Source organism: Mycobacterium sp. E3198 (assembly GCF_001667015.1).
In the GTDB taxonomy this organism is placed as follows: domain Bacteria; phylum Actinomycetota; class Actinomycetes; order Mycobacteriales; family Mycobacteriaceae; genus Mycobacterium.
Genome location: NZ_LZIS01000190.1, coordinates 1 through 22,208, shown reverse-complemented (window position 1 = coordinate 22,208; position 22,208 = coordinate 1). Strand labels below are relative to the sequence as shown.

Below are 22,208 nucleotides of genomic sequence, written 5' to 3'. Positions count from 1 at the left end.
CCTTCGTCCGCAGCCCCGCCAGGTCGGACCCCGCCCCGGGTTCGCTCATGCCGAGAGACGCGGTCATGTCGGCTCGCAGGATCGGAACCGCCCAGCGCCGCTTCTGCTCGTCGGTCCCGAAGGAGAGCAGCGACGCCGCGATGATGCCGACGCCCTGCGGGTTGAAACAGTGGTAGATCCGACGTCGCGACAGCTCCTCGCGGTGCACGAATTGCTGCAGGATGGTGGCGTTGCGGCCGCCGAACTCGGGTGGGTTTCCCGGCAGCAGCCAGCCGTGCTCGAACTGGAGCCGCTGCCAGCGCCGTGACCATTCGGGCACGTGCGACGTCGACGAGGGCCGCTCGGTGGCCTGTGCCTGAGGCGGCAGATGTTCGGCGAGAAAGGCGACAAACTCCGCGCGGAAGTCTTCTACCTCGGCGTCGAAGGTGAGTTGCACGGCACTACGGGTGCCGGCGGCGACGGGTCAACGCGTGAATCCCCACTCCGCCTCGTTCTCTTCGGTCTTGAGGTGCGCGGCGGGATCCTCCGCGTCGGTGAGCGCAAGCTGAGGGGCGGCGGAGATGCGCTCGCCGATCTCGGCGATGGCGTGCACCGGGCAGTCCATCAGCGCGCGCATGACCGCGTCGCGATCCGACTCCGCCACGGTGCCGTCGCCGATCAGGGACGCGTACCCCCAGTCGTCCAGCGAGAAGTATCCGGGCGCGTACTTGGCGCAGATGCCAAAGCCGTCGCACACGGTGCGGTCCAGCCGAATCCTCATGCTTGCCTCACAGCCTCCGCCTCGTAGGGACGGTCGGCACGGAATGCGCCGTGGGTGCAGTCGGGGCAGGTGGCGCCGAGATGCGCGGCGACTTCGTCCGGGAACTGCCCGAGCAGGCTGGCGGCCACGTTGGTGGCGGCGTCCAGCGTCGCGCACGCACCGCGTCCCCGCAGCAGCACCGACCAGCGGCGCAACCGCTCGACGTCTTCGGTCGTCGCGGCGCCGTCGCGGAGCGCACCGGCGGCCGCGGCCATTGCCGCCGTCCCGTTGAAGCAGGACCCGCACTGCCCGGCGTTTTCCCGGTCGAAGTACGCCAGCACCGACGCCGCGACCGCGACGGGGCAGTCGTCGGTGATCACCGAGATCGCGCCGCAGCCCAGGCCGCTGCCGAGCCGCCGCATCGTCTCGTGGTCCAGGGTCGTCTCCAGCACGGAGCGGTTGAGCAGGCCGGCGAAATAGCCACCCAGCAGGGCGCCGCGCACCTGGTCAGGCGAAACGCCATGCAGCGCAAGCAGTTCGGCAAAGGGCAGGCCGTGCGGAAGCTCGTAGAGCACCGGCGGCCGGCCGGCCCCGGTGATGGTGGCCAGGAAGGTCCCCGGTGACAGCGAGGTGCCTTGGGCGCGGAACGCGGCCGAACCGTGGCACTGCAGGAAGGGCAGGTTGGCCAAGGTCTCGACATTGCTCACCAGCGTGGGGCGCTCGCCGACGCCCGCTTCGAATGGGCGCGGCGGCTTGTCCGTCGGCTTGGCCGGGCCGCCGTTGATCGCGCGGACCGCGGCGGTCTCCTCGCCGGCCACGTATCCGGGCTGCACCGTCAACATGCGGACGTCGAGGCCCCCCAGCGCGTCCGGTTCAAGCTCGCCGAGCGCGGTTTCGACGCTGTGCGCCGACTCCGGATCGGACACATAGACGTAGACGCGGTGGGCGCCCGCGATGACGGCGGCCAACCGCAGCCCGTCCAGCACTAGGTGCGGGCGGTTGCGCAGCAGCCAGCGGTCCTTGATCGAAGCGGGTTCTCCCTCTTCGCCATTCGCGACGACCACGGTGCCGCCCGCGATGCGGCCGTTGTCGCGCACCGCGCGCAACTTCACCGCCAGCGGAAAGGCCGCACCGCCGCGGCCGACCAGCCCACTGGATTCCACCTCGCCCAGCAACTCGTCGGCGTCGGCCAGCGGACGGTATCCGCCGAGGCGTCGATACGCCGCGAGGTCCTCGCGCTGTTCGACCAGCAGCCGCGGTTCGAGTCCGGGCGGCGCGGCGGTGGTGATCGCCGTGGATTGGGTGGTGTTCACGGCCGGCCCGCCATCGTCTTGGTTAGGCTTGCGCACATGCGAACTGCGGTGGTGCGCGTCAACGTCGATCCGGAAAGCGCGTTCACCGCCGCGCAGCTACGCGAGGGCATGGCTGTGCTCCTCGAGCTCGCCGGTGCGGTGGGCGCCGACGTGGTCCACAACGACCTCGCGGCCATGCCCGTGGGCCGCCGCGAGGTCGAACTGCTGATCGCGGCCGACGACGGCGACGCGGCGCGCAACGCCGCGATTGAGTTGTGCGCCAAGGCATTCGGCACCAGGCCGGTGCCCGGCGTGGTCACCTTCATCAGCCGGGGAACAGACGACGACGCGCACGGTGTGTTGTCCGGCTTCGGGCTCACCGGCGAGATCGAGCGGACTCCGGGCGACGACGGCTTCGACATCGTGTACGTGACGCTGCGTGAGCGGGACCTCGACCGCATCCCGGAGAGCCGGGTTCACACGGCGTTGGAGGCGTCGCTCAACTGCGAGGTTCACATTCGTACCGTGTAGCGCCATCACGATCCCAGGAATTCGAGGATCGCGGGCGCCGCCTGCACCCACGTGTCGAACATGTTGAAGTGCTGCACCCGGCCCGCCGCGCGGTCCTCGGACGCGCGCTCCCAGGCGTCCTCCGGCCACGGCGGGTCGATGAGTTTCGATCCTTTGATCAAGCAACTGACCTCGAGCGACGTCCGCTTCGGATGATCCATGTCGTTCTCGCCGCCGCGAATGATCAAGGTGGGCACCTTGATCCGGTCGAACATCTCGTCCTCGACGCCGGGAATCGTCTGCCCCGGCTTGGACACGAAAGCGTTGAGCCAGCGCAGCATCACCTTGAGGAACTCGCCAGAGTCGAAGTCGAGGAAGCGCTGCTTGTTGTTCGGGTTCTCCTCGATGCGATCGCGCCACTCCTGCACCTTCACCACGCCGTCCATCCCGGTGCCGCGCACGGCGAGAATGCTGGGGACGATGTAGAAGGAGCCCAGCACGAAGGTGCCGTAGATGCCGCCGACGATGTTCCACACCACCAGCTTGGTGACCATCTCGGGGTAGAGCATCGTGGTCAGCATGGAATCCCTTGCGCCGCCGGAGCCGCCGGCGAGGATGCAGCGCTCGAAGCCCAGCCCGGTCACCAGCTTGTGCAGCGTCTCGGCCCGCATGTGCGACTCGCTCTGACCGTAGAACTGCACGTCGGAGGCGCCGCAATTGGGCCGGTCCCACAGCAACACCCGGTACCCGCCCGCGGCCAGTGCGTCGGCGAGGGGGCGCAGGCCCTCGATCTCCTTGCTGAACCGGCCGCCCGGCGTCAGGGCGATGAGATCGCCCGATTCGCCCAGGATTTCGTAGACGACGTTTCCCCCGTTGATCTCGATTGAAGGCACCCGATTCTCCTGTAGTTAGGCCTGCACCAGAATGTCGTTGCCGACGACGCGCACCGGATAGGTGCGGATGCTCCACTCGGGCTTGACCGCGGTCGTACCCGTCGCCAGCTCGAAACCCCATTGGTGCCAGGGACAGTAGATGAACTCGAGGTCACGAACCATGACCGAGTCGCCCGGGGCGGTCTCGTCGACGATCGTGCGCCCGCGTGCGCGTCCCGAGCACAGCGGGCCGCCCTGGTGGGGGCAATAATTCGCAATGGCATAGAAGCTGCCGTTGACGTTGTAAACACCGACGCCGTGCCGCCCGATCGGCACGAGTTTGTGTGTGCCGGGCGGGATTTCGTCCACGGTGGCGACGACGTGCTCGCGGCCCTGGGCGAGACGCGGCTCGGGCCGTTTGGTGTCCTCCGTCAATTCAGAGCACCCGGGTCTGACCCTCGAGGACCGGAACGGTCTCGGGCAGGTGGTAGGTCGCGATGCCATTCTTGTACATCACCGCGTCGCGGGCCGCCTTCGGAAGGTGCTTGACCAACCAGCGCGGGTCGTCGAACGTCCAGTGCGGGTAGTCCGAGGAGAAGAGCAGGATCTTCTCGCACTCCATCCATTCCAGCGCGCGGGTCAGCTGCGTCTTGTCCTCGGGGTAGTCCAGCGGCTGGGTGGTGAACTTGATGTGGTCCTTGACGTACTCCGACGGCTTGCGCTTGATGTCCACCCACGACTTGCGCGATTCGTAGATCGCATCCATGCGCCACATCAGCGGCAGGATCCAGCTGAAGGCGTGCTCGACGAACACGATCCGCAGCGTCGGGAACCGGTCGAAAACGCCGTCGAAGATCAGGCTCATCACCTGGTTGGCGGCCAGCAGCGAGTAGGTCACCATGAAGTCGTGGTTGTAGCTGGGGAATCCCACGGGCGGAATCGGTAGCTCGTCGTACTGGCTGCGCGACAGGTGGCAGCTGACCGTGATGTCGTGCTTGGTCGCGGCGGCCCAGATCGGGTCGTACTTGGGGTGGCCCCAGGACGGCTTCGGCTCGGCCTTGATCAGGATCTGCGCCATGAACGGATGCCCCGCCCAGCGCTCGATCTCGCGCACCGAGGCCTCCGGCTCTTCGATGGCGAGGCAGATCGAACCGCGCCACCGCTCGTGCCAGTTGTTATGGCTGTCCAGCCAGTGATTGGCCTGCCAGTCGTTCAACGCGTACGACATCGCGTGCTGCGCTTCGGGCAGCCGGGCCGGGTAGGCGGCGGGTTCCAGGATCGCGATGTCGGAGCCGGCCTCCATGATCAGCTGGCGGAACGCCATATCCGGGTCGCTGCAGGGGAACTCGCCATTGGGCGGAAACGAATCCACGCGCATCGCATAGCTGTGCGCGTAATCCGGGGCGTCGTAGTAGATCAACTCGCCCACGTGGCGGTTGAGGAAGTACTTGCTGCGCCAGGGCTCGGGGATGTACGGAACGAGCTCGCCGCGCTTGGGCGCCGGGTGGACGTCCGAGTCGACGCACCGGACCGCTATGCGCTCGGCAGCGGGAACCCGCTCCTGCGAATGGGTCAACGTCATTTGAATCTCCTCAGTCTCACGTCTTACTTCTACTGTGCGCCCACTCCCGCGGGGATGTCTATGCCGTACAGCCCCGCCGCGTTGCGCCAGCACACCTTCTCCCGCTGCTCGGCCGATAGCGCCGTGGGCAGCTTCTTGGCATCACCGAACTGCCAATGCGGGTAGCTGGAGCCGAACATCACCATGTCTTCCTTGTCGGTGAAGCCGAACCATTCGCCGGCGAACTCGACGTCACCGGGGCCGTCGAGGCTGCCCTGCACGAAATAGACGTGGCCGGGCAGGTAGTCGCTGGGGATGCGCGGCGCCCACGGCGTCTGTTCGAGGTGCGGCCGGCCGAAGGTGTCCATACGCCAGATGAACGGCGTCACGAAGTCCGCCGCGCCGTCGGCCCAGACGAATTTGAGTCCGGCGAAGCGCTCGAAGACGCCCTCGGCGATCATGTTCATCAGGTGATAGATGTAGTTCAGCGCCATGAAGCTGACGTACTGCTCGTAGGTGCGGGTGTTCCCGGACGGCGTCGGCGGAAACATGATCCCGTTGCCCACTTCGATGTGGGCGGCCACCGGCAGGCCGGCGTCGGCCGCGGCCTCCCACAGCGGCCAGAACTGCGGTTTGCCGTAGACCTCGCGCGACTGCAGCGGCACACCGATCTGCACCACGCGCGGATGCCCACGCCACTTCTCGATCTCCCGCAGCGCCCCGGCGATGTCGTCGGGGTTGACCCGGATGGTGCCGCGGAAGCGCTCGCCGAACTCGGTGGACTCCAGCCAGTCCGACACCATCATCTCGTTGTGAGCGGCATGCAGCGCGCTGCCCAGGCGCCGGTCCGGCATGATCCCGCGCCCCATCGGATGCAGGACCGCCACGTCGACGCCGCGCTTCGAAAACAATTCGTGGGCAACGAATTCCGGGTCCGAGCCGGGGTACTGACCGTCCGGGCCCTCCGTATTGGGCGCGTACTCGCCGCCCGGAGCCCCGTACCAGTCCATCTCGTAGTCGGGGAAGCCGCGGCTCTTGAACGGCTCGCGCAGCGCCTTCCGCAGGGCTCGGTTGGACGGGAAGAAAATGTGCACGCTCGCGTCGATCAGCGGTGTGCGAGTGCCATCAGGGTGTTCGATCACGAAAGCCATCCTTCGGCTCGGTCAGCCAAAGTGAACCCAGGCGGGCCATATGATAGATAACCTAACATTCTGTTCAACGGTCAATCAACGGGTTTCCGGTAAGCATTTCGTTTAATCATCGTGCCTGCTAGCAGGCGATTTCCTGGTCGTGTTCGCAAGTATCGTTCTTGAAACTGGATAATACCATTCTCGCGCGTTGACCGAGGGCCGCGGAGACGGATCGACGTGCTAGCCGGCGCGCCGAGCCACCGTCACGCCGGCCGCCTTTTCCAACGGCTTGATGACCGTGGTGAAGTCGGAGTCCGGGCCCTCGTCGCGCGCGCAGGCCTCCCAGAGCCCGCCGATGGTTTCGGCGATCTGGGCCGGCACACCCAGCGACCGGGCCTCGTCGAGATAGAGCCGCACATCCTTGACCATCAGCCCGGTGGCAAAGCCGTAATCGAAGGTTCGCGGGAGGATCGCGCGCGGGAACTTGTCGCGGCTGGCGCTCGTCCCGCCCGAGCCGGCGTTGAGCACGTCGATCATCACCTCGGGGTCCAAGCCGGCCTTGACGCCCATCACGACGACCTCCGCCGTGGCGGCCAAAACGTTGGCCGCCAGCATGTTGTTGGCGAGCTTCATCGTCTGCGCCGAGCCCGGCTTGTCCCCGACGTAGAACGGCTTGCCGAGCGTTTCGAGCGCGGTTCGCAGAACGTCGAATTCGTCGCGGGGCCCGGACACCATCAGGGCGAGCGACCCGTTCTGGGCCCCGCCGACCCCGCCGCTCACGGGGCTGTCGATCGCCGCAATGCCGCGTCGGGCCAGCAGGCCATGGATCCGGGTCCCCGCTTGGCTCCCGACGGTCGACAGGTCGACATAGCGCTTGACCCTCGAGCCCGCGATCACCCCGTCGGCGCCGGTCGCCACCTCGAGCGACGCGGCCGGCGACGGGAGGCTGGCCAGGACGGTTTCGGCGCGATCGGCGACGTCCTTCGGCGACGAACCGGCGCGCGCCCCGAGCGCCACGATCCGATCGAGCGCGTCGGCGCGCGTGTCGAACGCGACGACTTCGTGGTCGCCGCGAACGAGGCGAACCGCCATGGGAAAGCCCATGTTTCCCAAGCCGATGAACCCGATCTGCATCGCCGGCCCTAGCCCTCGTCCGCCTCGGCGAACGCCTCACCCGCGATGCGAAAGCTGTCGACGGCGGCGGGCACGCCGGCGTAGATCGCGACCTGGAGGAATATCTCGCGGATCTCGTCGCGCGTCACGCCGTTGGTCAGCGCCGCCTTGACGTGGGTGCGCAATTCGTTGGGGCGGTTGAGGACCGAGATCATGGCCAGGTTGAGCATGCTGCGGGTCTTGCGGGCCAGCCCCTCGCGGCCCCACACCGCACCCCAGCAGTACTCGGTGACGAGGTCTTGCAGAGGCTTGGTGAAGTCGCTCGCGTTCGCCAGCGCCCGGTTGACGTATTCCTCGCCCAGCACGGCGGAGCGGATTTCCAGTCCTCGTTGGTAGGTTTCGCGATCCAATGCTCTCTCCTTTGACGGCTCCGGGCGCTCTCCTGATATGACCTTCGTATAGCAGCACGGAGCCGCCATCGGTATCCCGAGTGCTGGTTGGTCGCGGGACGCGTGGTGGTCGGGTAGCCCATAACCGGTTTTCGAGATTACCGCTTCCGTCTCGGAGAATGTTATTCTCGCGACGGCGGTGACGACAGGAGGCGGCCCGGATGCTGTTGGAGTTCGATGCTGATCAGCGGCTGTGGCAGCAGACCGTTCGCGACGTCGTCGCCAAGCAGTGCCCGCCGTCGCTGGTGCGCAGCGTGGCGGAGGACGGCGTCGACCCGAGCCCGTTATGGAAGTCGTATGTCGACCAGGGCTGGACCGAGCTGAACGAGCCGGCCGGCGCCGTGGAGCTCGCCATCGTGCTCGAGGAGTTGGGGCGCGCGACCGACCCCACCCCCTTCCTGGCGACGATGAGCCAGTACGCCCCGCTGGCCGCGGACCGGTTCGACCCGCACGAGGCCGGCACCGCCGTGTACGGCGGGGTCTGCGCGCACCGGGACGCCGACGGTTGGGTGCTCGACGGCACGGCGCGCCACGTTCTCGACGGCGACCGGGTCGACCGGCTGGCCGTCGTGACCGACGCCGGGGTGTTCGTCGTCGCGGCCAACCAGGTGTCGGCGCGCCGCTCCGCGGTGTTCGACCCGGTCCTGCATGTCGCCGACCTGTCGTTCGGCGAAGTCCGCGTGCCCGACAGCGCCCGGCTCACCGTCGACGCCGAGCGCGCGCACCACCTCGCGCTGACGGGCATGGCGATCACGACGGTCGGTGCGTGCCAACGCATCCTCGATATGGTCCTCGAGCACGTCCGCAACCGGCAGCAATTCGGCGTGCCGATCGGCTCCTTCCAGGCCGTCCAGCACAAGGCCGCCGACATGCACATCGCCGTGGAACGCGCCCGGGCGCTGGCCTACTTCGCCGCGCTGACGATCGCGGCCGACGACCCCCGGCGCCGGCTCGCCGCCGCCATGGCCAAGGCGTCGGCGGGGGAGTGCCAGTCGCTCGTATTCCGGCATGGCTTACAGCTTTTCGGCGCGATGGGCTTCACCTGGGAGAACGACCTGCAGTTCGCGCTGAAGCGGGCCAAGGCGGGCGAGCTGATGCTCGGCGGCGCGGCGCAACATCGGGCGCGAATCGCCGAGGAGTACCGTGCAGCTGACTTTTGATCCCGACGTCGAGGCGTTCCGGGCGGAGTTCGCGGCGTTCCTCGACGAAAACCTGCCTGACGCAAGCGAAACGCTCGAGCGGCCCCGGTCGGTCTCCCACATGCCGCAGTGGGCGCGCGACTGGCAGCGCCTGCTGTTCGACAACGGCTGGCTGCTGCCGAGCCAGCCACCGGAATTCGGCGGCCGCAACGCGTCGGTGATTCAGCAGTTCGTCTACCTCGAGGAGCTCAGCCGCCGCCGGATCTATCACAGCTTCAACCCGCAGGGTGTGAACATCGTTGGCGCCTCGCTGTTGTCGTTCGGCAGCGACGAACAGAAGCGGCGCTGGGCGGTGCCGATCCTGCGGGCCGAGATCACCGCGTCGCTCGGGATGAGCGAACCCAGCGCGGGCTCGGATCTCGCGTCGCTGCGCACCCGCGCGGTGCTCGATGGTGGCCACTTCATCGTGAACGGGCAGAAGGTGTGGACGTCCGGCGCGCACGACGCCGACGTCTTGTTGACCTTCGTGCGGACGAACCCGGATGCGCCGAAGCACAAGGGAATCAGCGCGCTGATCATCCCCACGGACAGCCCGGGGCTGGTGCGCCGGCCGTTCCCGTCGATCTGCGGTGCCGACGACCTGGATTTCAACGAGGTGTTCTTCACCGACGTGCGGGTACCGGCGGAGAATCTGGTCGGCGAGCTCGACCAGGGCTGGCGGGTGGCCAACGGGTCGCTGGGGCACGAACGCACGATGATGTGGCTGGGTTTCGCCGATCGCCTGGACAACATGATCGACGACTTCCATCCGAGCACCGACGTCGAGCGCGACCAGTACGCCAGCACCATCATGGACAAGCAGGCGCTGCGGCTGGTGGGTTCGGTGGCGTTGGCCCGCGCGGCGCGCGGCGAGGATGACGTGGCGGCGATCTCGGTGCTCAAGCTGCTCGGGTCCGAGGCCGAGCTGCGTGGCATGGAGCTGGCTCTGACGTCGGCCGGCTCCGACGGGCTCGTCCACCCGGCCCTGACCGGACCGTATGCGCACATGAACCTGGATCACTACTTCGCCAGCTGGTTTGAGCGTTACGCACGAAGCTTTTCGGGGACGATCGCCGGCGGCACTTCGGAGATTCAGCGCAACATCATCGCGCAGCGAGTGCTCGGCCTACCGCGCGGCTGACGCCTTCAGGTCGTCCGCCGTCACGCTGGCGTGACGTTGGGCGTCGAGCGCCACGCTGGCGTGACGTTCGGCGGGCATGCGGGTTTCCAACGCTAGTGCTGTGGGTGAGCCACCGCCTCCGTGTGGTGTGGTTGCGCGGGCGCAGATTCCGTTCCCGGCAACGCAATCCGGGTCGCGACCGGGGTGCCCAGCCGGCCGGCCAGCCATGGGAGCGCGGTGTTGAAGACCGCGCCCGCGGTCGGCCAGTCGTGCTTTCCGGGTTGGGCGACCACGGCGCAGTCGATGCCGTTCGCCCGGCCGAGCGCGCACAGCGAGCCGGCGGCCGCGGCCTGGTTGCCCGGGTCGGCGGCGGCACCGCGCCCGGCGAGGGCCATGGCGGCGCTGTCGACGGTCGTGACATCTCGGCTCGGCGTCGGCGAGCCACCCGAAGAGATCGCGAACCAACCCGACACGCCGGTGTAGCGGCCGTGGCGGTTGATCACCGTCGTCGGGTCGAACGCCGCCCACGCGTCGGCGTTGCCGCCGAACAGGTTCGCGATGGTCTGCGCCTTGGTTCCCGTATTGGGGGTCAGGTCGCCTTCGATGTCGACGAACGCGCTGAACAGGTTCGGGTGCATGACCGTCACGTCCACGGCGATCGTGCCACCCATCGAAAAGCCGACAACGCCCCAGTGGGCCGGGTCGGGGCTGACGCCGAAGTTTGAGATCATGTAGGGCACAACGTCTTTCGTCAGATGGTCGGCGGCGTTGCCGCGGGTTCCGTTGACGCCTTCGGTGTCGTTGCCGAACGCCCCGCTCGGGTCCACAAACACCAGTACCGGTGCGTTGCCGTCGTGCGCCGCCGCAAAGGCGTCGACCGTCTCGACCGCGTTGCCGGCGCGCACCCAGTCGGCGGGTGTGTTGATCACGCCGCCGATCATCATCACCGTGGGCAGCTGCGGCGGGGGGGAGCTCGCGAACCATGCCGGCGGCAAGTACACGAGTTCCTCGCGGTGCTTGAAACGCGATGCATCGTCAGGAGTCTGCACCGACACCAGGCTGCCGTGCGCCGGCTTGGTGCCCGTCGCCGCCAACGCGGCGACGGTGGCCTTGTCGGCCTGGTGAGGCAGCGGGCGGGCAGTGAGTTGATCCCACGCGCTCTGCACCGTCTGGAAGTAGCCGACCCATTGGTTGAGCACCAGCAGCGAGCACAGCAGACACAGCGGCACGGCCACAATCGATAGCGCACGCCGCCACCAACGCGCCCCGCGCCAGCCCAGGATCAGCACGGCCGCGGCCATGCCGACCAAGGCCACCCACACGTACAGCGCGCGCGGCGCCGGTCCGGTGTTGAGACTGGCGGCAATGTGCCAGTGCGCCCCGCCGGCCGCCGCGCCTCCCACGCCGGCGGCCAACGGGAGCCACAACCGGCGCCAGCGGCGCGACCGCCAGCCGATGGCCAGCGCCAGCGCGACCGCGGTGACGACCTCGACCGTCAGCGGCGCCCAGCCGTGGATCAGCGAGATGTGGTTGCTCAGCGTCAGCTGCATCGTGGTTCCTCCTCCCAGCGGCTGGCGATCCGCGTGCTGAGAGAAGGGTCAAATGCCGGCCTCTACGAAGCCTCCAAGGATTCTTGGAGCCCGGGCGACGGAAAGATCGCGGCGCCGGTAAGGGGCGAGCAGACGCAAAATCGCACGATAGGGGCGTGGTTAGTGCGATTTTGTGTCTGCTCGCGAGGGAAGCCGTCAGTCGATGACGGCGGCTTCTTTGCGCTCGGTGATCGGCCGGGCCAGCTCCTGCTCGTCGCAGACGCGCTGCAGTTTGTCCAGCGTCTCGTCGAGGCCCGCGCCCAGCGTCTTGCCTGGGGTGAAGCTGGCCGGCAGCTTGCGCATGCCCTGGATGACGCCGATGGTCTCGTAGTGGACGGTGCCCTCGGGGTCGCACCGGTAGTCGGGCATCCGGTCGAGAACCGCCGTGAGCATGGACTTGAATACGGTGCGCGCGACGTTTGACCCGGCGCAGCGGTGCAGGCCGAGCCCAAAGCTGAAGTGCCGGTTGCCTTTGCGGTCGAGGATGATCTCGTCCGGGTCGCGGAACACCGCGGGGTCACGGTTGGCCATCGCCCACGAAATCCAAAGCCGCTCACCCTCTTTGAACTTGATGCCGTCGAGCTCGACGTCATCGGAGAAGGTCCTGCCATCACCCGGCGCCGGGGTGAAATAGCGGAGAAACTCTTCGGTCGCGGCGTCGAGCAGCGTTTCACGTTGCTTGCTGAGCAGTTCCCGATTGTCGGGGTTCTCCGACAGCCATTCCAGCGAGTGGGCGGTCAGCGCCGTGGTCGTGTCGAAACCGCCACCGATGATCAATCCGAGATTTCCGATGATCTCCAGATCCGGCGCGGGCTCACCGTCGATCCGCATCTCGAGCAGGGCGTTGACCAGGCCGGGCCGCGGATGGTTGCGGATCTCGATCATGTTGTTGATCAGGTCGATCCCCATCTGCCGGTGCATCTCGGTGACCCGCTGGATGTCCGGGGAGTGCTCCGGGGTGTACACCGCGGCATGCGTTGGCTCGCTGTACATCTGCCAGTTCTTCAGCGGGATGCCCATCATCGCCAGCGTCAGCACGGCCGGCACGATGTTCGCCAGGTCGTCGACGAAGTCGATGCGGCCTTCCTCGATCTTCTCGTCGAGGCAGGCCCGGGTCACGTCGTCGATGAACGGTTCCCAGCGCTTGACGGCGGCCGGGGAGAGGTAGGGGTTGAGTACCGAGCGGTAGGTCTTGTGTTCGGGGTTGTCCATCTCCAGGATGCCGCCCCGGATGCCATTGATGCGGCTGGCCGTCGGGATCGAAATGCCCTTGTAGCCGCGGCGTTCGTTGTTCACGTCGTGATCGTTGGAGACCGCCGGGCAGCGGGCCAGCTCGAAGACCTCGTGGCTGCCGGCCGCCACCCAATGCCCGCCGTAGGTGTCGCTCCAGGCCATCGGGCACCGGGCGTGCATCTCCTCGGTGATGTTTTTGAACTGCGAGCGGTACTCCGGGGAATGCCGATCGAACTGATACCGATTCCGCTTACGGTCGCTGTCGCTGACTTTGTCATCAACGCTGTCGTCGACACTCAAGGCGTTGTCTCCCTTTATGTTTCATCCGTGATGATGATGGCCTGCTCCGGGCAGGAGTGGGCGGCCTCGCGGACCTGGTCCTCCCTGTCGGCCGGCACCACCTCGTCGATCGCCGACGAACTGCCGTCGATGTCGCTGAGCTGAAAGGAATCCGGAGCGATCATCGAGCACAGGGTGTGCCCCTGGCAGCGTTCCGGATCAACCCAGACCTTCACGGTGTCTCCTTCGAAATTTTCTGGTCAGGTGTTGCGGCCGCCGTTGACACCCAAGATCTGGCCGGTGATGTAGCCGGCCTCCTCGGAAATCAGAAAGGCGCACGCCGCCGCGATGTCTTCCGGCTTGCCCATCCGGCGCACCGGGGTGCGAGCGATGGTCTCCTCGATGTTGCCGAGGAACCCGTTTTGTTCGGCGGCGCGCAGCATCGGGGTGTCGATGAATCCCGGTGGCACGGCGTTGACGGTGACGCCGCTGGGCCCGTATTCGAGCGCCAGCGACTTGGTCAGGCCGTTGACCGCCGACTTGGCCGCCACGTAGTGGCTCATGAAGGGGGCACCGGAGTGCGTGCTCGACGACGAGATGTTGACGATCCGCCCCCACCCGGCCTCGACCATGTCGGGCAGCACCGCCTGGATCGTGTGGAAGACGCCGTTGAGGTTGACGTCGATCACGCGCCGCCAGTCCTCGAAGGTGATGTTGGCGAAGCGCTTGAAGCCATCGAGGCCCGCCGCGTTGACCAGAACGGTCACCGGCCCGAGCCGGGCGCGGATCGCAGCCAGCGCCGCATCCACCTGCGAGCGGTCGGTGACGTCGGCGGTGAAAGCCAGCTCGGCTTCCGACGGTCGAAGGTCGATGGTGGCGACGTCAAGGCCGTCGGCGCGCAGGCGTTGCGCGACTGCTTGACCGATGCCGGACCCGCCACCGGTGACAACGGCGGTCTTCACGTTCCGCGCACCAAGCTAGCCTCGACTCCACGGGTGGCCGTCTCAGTCACAAAGAATCTCCCTTGCAATTATGAGAACCTTACTCTCGCCGCGGAGCGCGGTGCAACACAGCGCTAAAACCACATTCGGCCTGCAGCGAGACCCGAGCCACCTCAACACCTGAGCAATAACGTCGCTGGTCGGCGCCGGTGTCCCATTCCTGAGAGTTTCTTGAATTATCGAGACCCGAATGTAAGATTCGCCGGAGACGAGAATCAAATTATCGTGACCGTCACCACACACATCCGATGCACAGGGAAGTAGGGATGCCAGTGCAGGACACGGCTGACACCGCCTTGGGGACCACCTCAGTGACCATCGCGGACGCCGCGCCCGAGTCACCGGTCGACCGCCGGCTGCTGATCGACGGCCGGCTCGTGACCACCGACCGGCACCGGACCTTCCGCTCGATCGACCCCGCCACCGGTGCCGTCGTGGGGCACGGACCGGACGCCGGCGTCGCGATCGCGGCGGCCCGCCGTGCCTTAAGCTTCGGGGCCGACAGCCCGTTCTGGGGCGTGGGTGCGCTCGAGGAATTCCGCGAGCGCAAGACCATCGCGGTGCCTGCCGTGGGGGCTTCGGCGTGAGGCCGCTGGAGGGCATCCGCGTTTTGGAGGTCGCCATGTACGGCTTCGTCCCGTCGGCGGGTGCGGTGCTGGCCGAATGGGGAGCCGACGTGGTCAAGGTCGAGCACGCCGTGACCGGCGACCCGCAACGCGGACTGCGGCAGACCGGCATGCTGCGCGTCGAGGGCGACCCCAACCCCAACATCGAACACGCCAATCGGGGCAAGCGCAGCATCGGCCTGGACATGTCGGTGCCCGAGGGCAAGGAGGTGCTCTACGAGCTCGCGCGCCGGGCCGACGTGTTCCTCACCAGCTTCCTTCCCGCTCACCGGAAGAAGTTCGGCATCGACGTCGACGACATTCGTACGGTCAACCCGAACATCATTTACGCCCGCGGCAGCGCGCTCGGCCCTCGCGGCGCCGAGTCGGAGAAGGGCGGCTACGACATGACCGCCTTCTGGTGCCGGGCCGGCACCGCCGCCACCATCACCCCGGCCGGCATGCCCGGCATGATCGCGCCGCCCGGCCCGGCCTACGGCGACACCATCTCCGGGACCAACCTCGCCGGCGGCATCGCCGCGGCCTTGCTCAAGCGCGAACGCACGGGTGAACCGTCGGTCGTCGATGTGTCGCTGCTGGGCAGCGGCCTGTGGTCGATGGGGCATACGGTCGCGCTGACAAAGCACCTGGGCCAGCGGATGGAGGCGCCGCCGCCGGGTGTGCACGGCGCGCCGAACAATCCGTTGGTGGGCCTCTACACCACGTCCGACGGCCGCTACATCTCCTTCGTGATGATGCAACCCACCAAGTTCTGGGCGGACGTGTGCCGGCACGTCGACCTGCCCGAGCTGGCCGACGATCCGCGCTTCGCCACCGTCGAGACGATCGCCGCCAACACTGCGGACGCGGTCGAGATCTTGACCAAGGTGATCGCGACCCGCACTCTTGCCGAGTGGAGCGAACGCTTTGCCACGCTTGCCGGTCCATGGGCGCCCGTGCAGGACACCTTGCAGGCGGTCGACGACGCGCAGATCCGGGCGAACGAGTACCTGGTTCACGCAGGCGAACTCGACCTCGTCGCCAACCCGGTCCAGTTCGATGTCGCGGCGCCGCACACCGGGCCAGCGCCGGGATTCGCCGAGCAGACCGACGAGATCCTGATGGAGATCGGGCTCGATTGGGACCGCATCATCGAACTCAAGACGGCCGGCGCCGTCACGTGAGTGCCACAGGAGATGTGTCAAATGTTTGAGCCGAACGGCGTTTTTCGCCCGATGGGCTGTCCGATAACGGTTTTAACTTTTTCATTCCGCCGGGACGCGGCATGAGTCATAATCGCCGGACGCTTCAAGACATGGGGCCCCTCGTTTTGAAGCGCCAACTCACGCGACAGAACGGAGGTCTGGCGTGAGGATGGTAGCGGTTGCCACGCCGGAGGTGGACGCCGGAATGTGGCTGCTTGCTACGCATTTCGCCGCGGCCGGCCCCTATTCATGGTCGCCGGTTCAGCCGAATTTACAGCACTCGACGACGAGGAACAAGACTACCCGTCTCGAAAAGTGGGAAGGGCTTCGGTTCGATGGCGATTAAGAGAGCCGGCCCGGAGCGCTGGACCGGCGGCATCTCGCTCGGTCGGGGGTCCAAGCCGATGGAGGCCGTCGGCGGACTGTTCGCGATGTCGGCGGACGCCATCAAGTTCGCGTTCCGCCGGCCCTGGCAGTGGCGTGAGTTCTTAGAGCAGTCCTGGTTCATCGCGCGCGTCGCGCTGGCACCCACGTTGCTGGTGGCCATTCCGTTCACCGTCCTGGTCAGCTTCACGCTCAACATCCTGTTGCGCGAGCTCGGCGCCGCGGATTTGTCCGGGGCCGGTGCCGCTTTTGGAGCGGTGACCCAGGTCGGCCCTCTGGTGACCGTCTTGATCGTTGCCGGCGCCGGTTCCACCGCCATGTGCGCAGACCTGGGTTCGCGGACCATCCGCGAGGAGATCGACGCCATGGAGGTGCTGGGGATCAACCCCGTGCAGCGGTTGGTGACCCCGCGCATGCTGGCCGCGGGCCTGGTGGCGCTGCTGCTCAACAGCCTGGTCGTCATCATCGGCATCGTGGGCGGTTACGTCTTTTCGGTGTTCGTCCAGGACGTCAATCCCGGCGCCTTCGCCGCGGGGATCACGCTGCTGACCGGCGTGCCCGAGGTTGTCATTTCGTGCGTCAAGGCAGCGCTTTTCGGTCTGATCGCCGGATTGGTCGCGTGCTACCGGGGGCTGACGGTGTCCGGCGGCGCCAAGGCCGTCGGCAACGCCGTCAACGAGACGGTGGTGTACGCGTTCATGTCGCTGTTCGTCGTGAATGTGGTTGTCACCGCCATCGGCATCCGAATGTCGACCAAGGGCCACTGAGGAGGTGTAGGGACAGACCGTGATCACGCTACGCGCCACCTATCCGCGCCTGACGCGACAACTCGACAAGCCGGTCGCCACCCTGAGCCGAATCGGCGATCACACGCTGTTCTACGGCCAGGCGCTGGCCGGGGTTCCTTTCGCCGTCCGTCACTACCGGCGGGAAGTCATCCGGCTCATCGCCGAAATCAGCATGGGCGCGGGCACTTTGGCCATGATCGGCGGCACGCTGGTCATCGTCGGCTTCTTGACGCTGGCCGCAGGCGGCACCCTGGCGGTCCAGGGTTACAGCTCGCTGGGCAACATCGGCATCGAGGCGCTGACCGGCTTCCTGGCGGCCTTCATCAACGTTCGCATCGCGGCGCCTATCGTCGCGGGAATCGGTTTGGCGGCCACCTTCGGCGCCGGCGTGACCGCGCAGCTGGGCGCCATGCGAATCAACGAAGAGATCGACGCGCTGGAATCCATGGCCATCCGGCCGATTTCGTATCTGGTCAGCACCAGGATCGCGGCCGGGATGATAGCGATCACGCCGCTGTATTCCATCGCCGTCATCCTGTCGTTCTTCGCCAGCCAATTCACGACGGTGGTGCTGTTCGGCCAGTCGAGCGGCCTGTATCAGCACTACTTCTCGACGTTCCTCAACCCGATCGACTTGCTGTGGTCGTTTCTGCAGGCCGTTCTGATGGCGATCACGATCTTGTTGATCCACACGTATTTCGGCTACTTTGCCTCGGGCGGACCGGCCGGTGTCGGCGTCGCGACCGGTAACGCGGTGCGAACCTCGTTGATCGTGGTCGTATCGGTGACGCTGCTCGTCTCGCTGTCCATCTACGGCACCAACGGCAACTTCAACCTGTCGGGCTAGGGAAGGTGGTGATAGGACAGTGACGCGCAACCTCGGGCCGGGCCCGATCCATCGTTCCGAAACCACCAGCGCCGCACGGCCTGTCGCCGCGTCACCCGGGCGCCACTTCGGCGTGCAGTCCTACGCGCGGCCGCTGGCCGGGCTGGTGACCATCCTGCTGATCGGCCTGATCTTCGCCGTCGCGATCGGCCTCTTCCAGGGCTCCTTCACGACAAGCGTGCCCGTCACCGTCGTCTCACCGCGCGCCGGCCTGGTGATGAACCCGGACGCGAAGGTGAAGATGCGCGGCGTCGAGGTGGGCAAGGTCGCCTCGATCGACGTGCGGCCCAACGGCGAAGCCGTCCTGCACCTCGCGATGCAACCGTCGCAGATGCACCTCATTCCGGCCAATGTGCTCGTCGATATCGCGTCGACGACGGTGTTCGGCGCCAAGTTCGTTGAGCTGGTGCCGCCCGCCGAGCCGTCGGCGCAGCCGCTGCGCGCGGGCCAGGTCCTCGAGGGCAAACACGTCACCGTCGAAATCAACACGGTATTCCAGCAACTCACGTCGCTGTTGTCGACGATCGATCCGGCCAAGCTCAACGAAACCCTGGGCGCGCTCGCGTCGGCGGTCAACGGCCGCGGCCACAAGATCGGCCAGATGTTGCGCGACCTCGACTCCTTCCTGGCCACCCAGGAGCCCGCCCTTCCGGCGCTGAGCCACGACCTCGAGGTCCTGCCCGCGGTGAGCGACGCCTACGCCGACGCGGCGCCGCACCTGCTCGCCACCGCCGACAACGCCGTCCGGATCAGCAAGTCGATCGTCGACGAGCAACAGAACCTGGATGCGTTCCTGATCAGCTCGATCGGCTTGGCGGACATGGGCAATGACGTGGTGGGCGGCAACAGGCAGGCGCTGACCGATGACCTGCACCTGCTGGCGCCGACCACCGATCTGCTCAACAAGTACCACCAGGCCCTGTACTGCGGCATCGCCGGATCGCTGGGGAACCTGCACGCGCCGGACCTGCCCGAGCCGATGGTCAAGGTCACCGTCGTCATCGGCCTCGGCGCCGAGCGTTACCGCTACCCGTCCAACCTGCCCAAGGTTGCGGCGACCGGCGGGCCGCAGTGCGAGGATCTTCCGGTGGTGCCCTTCGACGTCGCGCCGCCATTCGTGGTGACGGACAACGGCTCCAACCCCACGCAGTACGGCAACCAGCAACTGCTGCTCAACTCCGATGCCCTCAAGCAGCTGCTGTACGGGCCGCTCGACGGGCCCCCGCGCAACACCATGCAGATCGGAATGCCCGGATGACGGGCTCGCGCGGGATGATTCTCAAATTCGGGGCGTTCGCCACCGTGATGGTGGTGCTGACCGTGTTCCTGTTCTTCATCTTCGGGCAGTACACCACCGGTTCGACGAACGGGTATTCGGCGCTGTTTACCGACGTGTCGCGGCTGAAGCCCGGACAGACGGTGCGGGTGGCCGGGATTCGGGTGGGCACGGTCAACAGCGTCAGCCTGCGCGCCGACAAGAAGGTGGTGGTGAAATTCGACGCGGATCGCAGCGTGGTGCTCACCACGGGCACCCGGGCCCAGGTTCGCTACCTCAACCTGGTCGGTGATCGCTACCTCGAGCTCGTCGACGGCCCCGGATCCACCAAGGTGCTGCCGGCCGGGGCCCAGATCCCGCTCGACCGCACCGCGCCGGCCCTCGACATCGACCTGCTGCTGGGCGGGCTGAAACCCGTTACCCAGGGCCTTAATCCGCAAGACGTCAACGCGCTCAGCGCGGCGCTCATCCAGGTCTTCCAGGGCGAGGGCGGAACCCTGCAGTCGCTGCTGTCGAAGTCGACGTCGTTCTCTAATGCGTTGGCCGACAACAACCAGACGGTGCAGGAGCTGATCGACAACCTCAACACTGTGGTGGCCACCGTCGACAAGGACGGCACCAAGTTCTCCGGCGCCATCGACCGGCTGGAGAAACTGGTCAGCGGGTTCGACCAGGACCGGGACACCATCGGCACCGCGATCACCGCCCTGGACAACGGGACCGCCTCGATCGCGGACCTGCTCACCCGCGCCCGCCCGCCGTTGGCGGCGACGGTGGACCAGACGAGTCGGCTGGCGCCGCTGCTGGACAAGGACAAGAACCTCCTCGACACCTCGCTGCAGAAGCTGCCGCACAACTACCGCAAGCTGCTCAGGCTCGGTGCGTACGGCGCCTGGTTCCCCTACTACCTGTGCGGGCTGGCGCTGCGGGTGTCCGATTTGCAGTACCGGACAGTGGAAGTGGGCATCAAGCACCAGACCACCGGGCGTTGCGCGGAGCCGAAGGATCCCGATGAATAAGTATCGCGGAGCGGGCCTGATCAAGGCCGGATTCATCGGCGCCGTCCTGATCGCGCTGGTCATCGCCGTCGGCCTGAATCCCGATCAGCTGGTGCAGCGCGCGACCACCGTCCGCTACCAGGCGCTGTTCGCCGATGCCGGCGGCCTCGCGCTGGGCAACGACGTGACGATCTCGGGAATCAAGGTCGGCAGCGTGACGGGCATGTCGCTGCAGCACGGCGACGTGCTGGTGACGTTCACCGCCAAGGGCAACGTCCTGCTCGGCTCGGCCAGCACCGCGCACATCAAGACCGGTTCGCTGTTGGGCCAGCGGGTGCTGACGATCGACTCCGCGGGCACCGGCAACCTGCATCCGATGGCGGTCATCCCGGTCTCGCGCACCTCCTCGCCCTACTCGCTGTCCGAGGCCGTCAGCGACCTGACGACCGACCTGCAAGGAACCAACACCGAGTCACTGAACCAGTCCCTCGACACGCTGTCGGCGACGCTGAATCAGGTTGCGCCGCAACTGGGTCCCGCGTTCGACGGGATCAGCCGGCTTTCCCAGACCCTCAACGCCCGCAACCAGACGCTCGGGCAGCTGCTCAAGGGGGCCGCCGACGTCACCGGCGTCCTCGGGCAACGCAGCCAGCAGCTCAACACGCTGATCCTCAACGCCAATGATTTGGTGTCGATGCTGGCCGCGCGGCGCCAGGCGATCGTGCGGCTGCTGGCCAGCACGTCCGCGGTGGCCAGGCAGCTGTCCGGCGTGGTGCACGACAACGAGGCGAAGCTGGCGCCGTCGCTGGAGAAGCTGAACTCGGTGACGGCGGTCCTGGAAAAGAACCGCGACAATCTCGCCAAAGCGCTTCCGGGACTGGCGAAGTACGAGCTGACGCAGGGGGAGACGGTTTCGAGCGGCTACTACTACAACCCGTTCATCCCCAACCTTTTCCAGCTCGAATTCTTCCAGTGGTTGTTCGACTACGCCTTCGGGTTCCGCGCCTACGGCGCGCCCGGCCAGCCGCCGGACACCGCCGGGCCGCGGGCGTTCTTCCCGTTCCCGTTCAACCAGGACCCTGGAGGGCGGCCATGACGGGGCTCGGGTCGATCCCGCGCAACAAGCTCAAGGTGGGGCTGGCGATCGCGCTGGCGGGGCTCCTCGTTATCGGCGCGGCGATCGCCATCCGTAATACCTTCTTTCGCCCCACGACGATCACCGCGTACTTCCCGACCGCCACCGCGATCTATCCGGGCGACGACGTGCGGGTGTCCGGCATGAAGGTCGGCACCATCGCGTCGATTCAGCCGCAGGGCACCAAGGCGAAGCTGGTGATGCACGTCGATCGCAACGTGCCCATCCCTGCCGACGCGAAGGCGGTGATCGTCGCCCAAAACCTGGTGGCGGCGCGCTACGTGCAGCTCACCCCGGCCTACCGGACGAGTGGCCCCACCATGCACGACGGTGCGGTCATCCCGATCGAACGCACGGCGGTGCCCGTCGAATGGGACGAGGTCAAGACCCAATTGATGCGTCTGGCAACGGAATTGGGCCCCAACAGCAAGGTGTCCACCCCGTCCGTATCGCGGTTCATCGACAGCGCTGCCGACGCGCTGGGCGGCGGCAACGGCGAGAAGCTGCGCCAGACGCTGGCTCAACTGTCCGGGGTGGCACGGGTGTTCGCCGAGGGCAGCGGCAACATCGTGGACATCATCAAGAACCTGCAGTCGTTTGTCGGGGCCCTGCGCGACAGCAACGTACAGATCGTGCAGTTCGACAACCGGCTGGCCACGCTGACCAGCGTGCTCGATGACAACAAATCCGATCTGGACGCGGCGCTGACGGACCTGGCGAGCGCGGTCGGCGAGATGTGCAGCACGTTTTTCAACGCCATCTTCTGGTCAACGAGTATCTGCGTCAGGTCGGCCAACCGCGAGACCTGTTCGGAGGTCGCATCACGACTGCCCGCGATGAACCGCTGCACCTCGCCGACCGCGCT

General features: G+C 66.9%; 23 protein-coding genes and 1 pseudogene. 11 read left to right on the top strand and 13 right to left on the bottom strand.

Translation table 11 applies throughout. The features are described 5' to 3' along the window. The 3 genes from A5673_RS21155 to A5673_RS21145 all read right to left on the bottom strand — a co-directional run. Nucleotides 1-436: acyl-CoA dehydrogenase family protein (locus tag A5673_RS21155; RefSeq protein ID WP_197518444.1), on the bottom strand; the 436-nt coding region annotated here is incomplete at its 3' end. Nucleotides 437-463: 27 nt separating this feature from the next. Further along, a complete protein-coding gene (locus A5673_RS21150; protein ID WP_068236952.1) occupies nt 464-760 on the bottom strand; it encodes a ferredoxin in 297 nt (98 codons plus the stop codon). Beyond that, a complete protein-coding gene (locus tag A5673_RS21145) occupies nt 757-2,052 on the bottom strand; it encodes an NADH-ubiquinone oxidoreductase-F iron-sulfur binding region domain-containing protein (RefSeq protein WP_068236959.1) in 1,296 nt (431 codons plus the stop codon). Before A5673_RS21145 ends, A5673_RS21150 begins: the two co-directional genes overlap by 4 nt. Before the next feature lie 36 nt (nt 2,053-2,088). On the opposite strand from A5673_RS21145, the gene A5673_RS21140 reads away from it, so the two are divergent. Next, on the top strand, nt 2,089-2,562 hold the full coding sequence (locus A5673_RS21140) for a hypothetical protein (RefSeq protein WP_068236949.1): 474 nt from the start codon (nt 2,089-2,091) through the stop codon (nt 2,560-2,562). Between the two features lie 5 nt (nt 2,563-2,567). Here the strand turns inward: A5673_RS21140 and A5673_RS21135 are convergent, their stop codons facing one another. The 6 genes from A5673_RS21135 to A5673_RS21110 form a co-directional block, all read right to left on the bottom strand. Continuing rightward, on the bottom strand, nt 2,568-3,434 hold the full coding sequence (locus tag A5673_RS21135) for an alpha/beta fold hydrolase (RefSeq protein WP_068236946.1): 867 nt from the start codon (nt 3,432-3,434) through the stop codon (nt 2,568-2,570). A 15-nt stretch (nt 3,435-3,449) separates the two neighbouring features. Beyond that, on the bottom strand, nt 3,450-3,848 hold the full coding sequence (locus A5673_RS21130; RefSeq protein ID WP_068236943.1) for a Rieske (2Fe-2S) protein: 399 nt from the start codon (nt 3,846-3,848) through the stop codon (nt 3,450-3,452). Nucleotide 3,849: 1 nt separating this feature from the next. Further along, on the bottom strand, nt 3,850-4,995 hold the full coding sequence (locus tag A5673_RS21125) for an amidohydrolase family protein (RefSeq protein WP_068236940.1): 1,146 nt from the start codon (nt 4,993-4,995) through the stop codon (nt 3,850-3,852). A gap of 29 nt (nt 4,996-5,024) precedes the next feature. After that, nucleotides 5,025-6,116 (bottom strand): amidohydrolase family protein, encoded by a 1,092-nt coding sequence (locus A5673_RS21120; RefSeq protein ID WP_068236955.1) that lies wholly within the window; start codon nt 6,114-6,116, stop codon nt 5,025-5,027. A gap of 228 nt (nt 6,117-6,344) precedes the next feature. Further along, complete coding sequence (locus A5673_RS21115; RefSeq protein ID WP_068236937.1) at nt 6,345-7,238, bottom strand: NAD(P)-dependent oxidoreductase; 894 nt, start codon at nt 7,236-7,238, stop codon at nt 6,345-6,347. A gap of 8 nt (nt 7,239-7,246) precedes the next feature. Then, nucleotides 7,247-7,627, bottom strand: a complete 381-nt coding sequence (locus A5673_RS21110) for a carboxymuconolactone decarboxylase family protein (protein WP_068236933.1) — start codon at nt 7,625-7,627, stop codon at nt 7,247-7,249. Between the two features lie 200 nt (nt 7,628-7,827). Here A5673_RS21110 and A5673_RS21105 point away from each other — a divergent pair, with 200 nt between their 5' ends. Continuing rightward, complete coding sequence (locus A5673_RS21105; RefSeq protein ID WP_068236930.1) at nt 7,828-8,826, top strand: acyl-CoA dehydrogenase family protein; 999 nt, start codon at nt 7,828-7,830, stop codon at nt 8,824-8,826. Beyond that, on the top strand, nt 8,810-9,985 hold the full coding sequence (locus A5673_RS21100) for an acyl-CoA dehydrogenase family protein (RefSeq protein ID WP_068236927.1): 1,176 nt from the start codon (nt 8,810-8,812) through the stop codon (nt 9,983-9,985). The genes A5673_RS21105 and A5673_RS21100 overlap by 17 nt, the downstream gene beginning before the upstream one ends. A gap of 92 nt (nt 9,986-10,077) precedes the next feature. Here A5673_RS21100 and A5673_RS21095 read toward each other — a convergent pair whose 3' ends face one another. From A5673_RS21095 to A5673_RS21080, 4 genes are all read right to left on the bottom strand, one after another. Next, nucleotides 10,078-11,514, bottom strand: coding sequence for an alpha/beta hydrolase family protein (locus tag A5673_RS21095; RefSeq protein WP_068236923.1), 1,437 nt, complete (start codon nt 11,512-11,514; stop codon nt 10,078-10,080). Nucleotides 11,515-11,709: 195 nt separating this feature from the next. Beyond that, nucleotides 11,710-12,966, bottom strand: coding sequence for a cytochrome P450 (locus A5673_RS21090; RefSeq protein WP_369806509.1), 1,257 nt, complete (start codon nt 12,964-12,966; stop codon nt 11,710-11,712). A gap of 134 nt (nt 12,967-13,100) precedes the next feature. Then, nucleotides 13,101-13,301 (bottom strand): ferredoxin, encoded by a 201-nt coding sequence (locus tag A5673_RS21085; RefSeq protein WP_068236917.1) that lies wholly within the window; start codon nt 13,299-13,301, stop codon nt 13,101-13,103. Nucleotides 13,302-13,325: 24 nt separating this feature from the next. After that, nucleotides 13,326-14,027: an SDR family NAD(P)-dependent oxidoreductase gene (locus tag A5673_RS21080; protein ID WP_068236912.1), complete on the bottom strand. Its 702-nt coding sequence runs from the start codon at nt 14,025-14,027 to the stop codon at nt 13,326-13,328. A gap of 305 nt (nt 14,028-14,332) precedes the next feature. On the opposite strand from A5673_RS21080, the pseudogene A5673_RS29245 reads away from it, so the two are divergent. The 8 genes and pseudogenes from A5673_RS29245 to A5673_RS21040 form a co-directional block, all read left to right on the top strand. Then, nucleotides 14,333-14,551, top strand: a pseudogene (locus A5673_RS29245) (aldehyde dehydrogenase); the annotation flags it as partial. A 98-nt stretch (nt 14,552-14,649) separates the two neighbouring features. Continuing rightward, a complete protein-coding gene (locus A5673_RS21070) occupies nt 14,650-15,855 on the top strand; it encodes a CaiB/BaiF CoA-transferase family protein (protein WP_068236906.1) in 1,206 nt (401 codons plus the stop codon). Between the two features lie 356 nt (nt 15,856-16,211). Next, nucleotides 16,212-17,027, top strand: coding sequence for an ABC transporter permease (locus A5673_RS21065; RefSeq protein ID WP_066915710.1), 816 nt, complete (start codon nt 16,212-16,214; stop codon nt 17,025-17,027). A gap of 22 nt (nt 17,028-17,049) precedes the next feature. Continuing rightward, nucleotides 17,050-17,895 carry an ABC transporter permease gene (locus A5673_RS21060; RefSeq protein WP_066916066.1) on the top strand — a complete coding sequence of 282 codons (846 nt, stop codon included), beginning with the start codon at nt 17,050-17,052 and terminating at the stop codon, nt 17,893-17,895. Nucleotides 17,896-17,914: 19 nt separating this feature from the next. Then, a complete protein-coding gene (locus A5673_RS21055) occupies nt 17,915-19,192 on the top strand; it encodes an MCE family protein (RefSeq protein ID WP_068236903.1) in 1,278 nt (425 codons plus the stop codon). Then, a complete protein-coding gene (locus A5673_RS21050) occupies nt 19,189-20,229 on the top strand; it encodes an MCE family protein (RefSeq protein ID WP_068236901.1) in 1,041 nt (346 codons plus the stop codon). The genes A5673_RS21055 and A5673_RS21050 overlap by 4 nt, the downstream gene beginning before the upstream one ends. Beyond that, a complete protein-coding gene (locus tag A5673_RS21045) occupies nt 20,222-21,304 on the top strand; it encodes an MCE family protein (protein ID WP_068236898.1) in 1,083 nt (360 codons plus the stop codon). Before A5673_RS21050 ends, A5673_RS21045 begins: the two co-directional genes overlap by 8 nt. Then, on the top strand, nt 21,301-22,208 hold a 908-nt coding region (locus tag A5673_RS21040), incomplete at its 3' end, for an MCE family protein (RefSeq protein WP_156748445.1). The genes A5673_RS21045 and A5673_RS21040, both read left to right, overlap by 4 nt.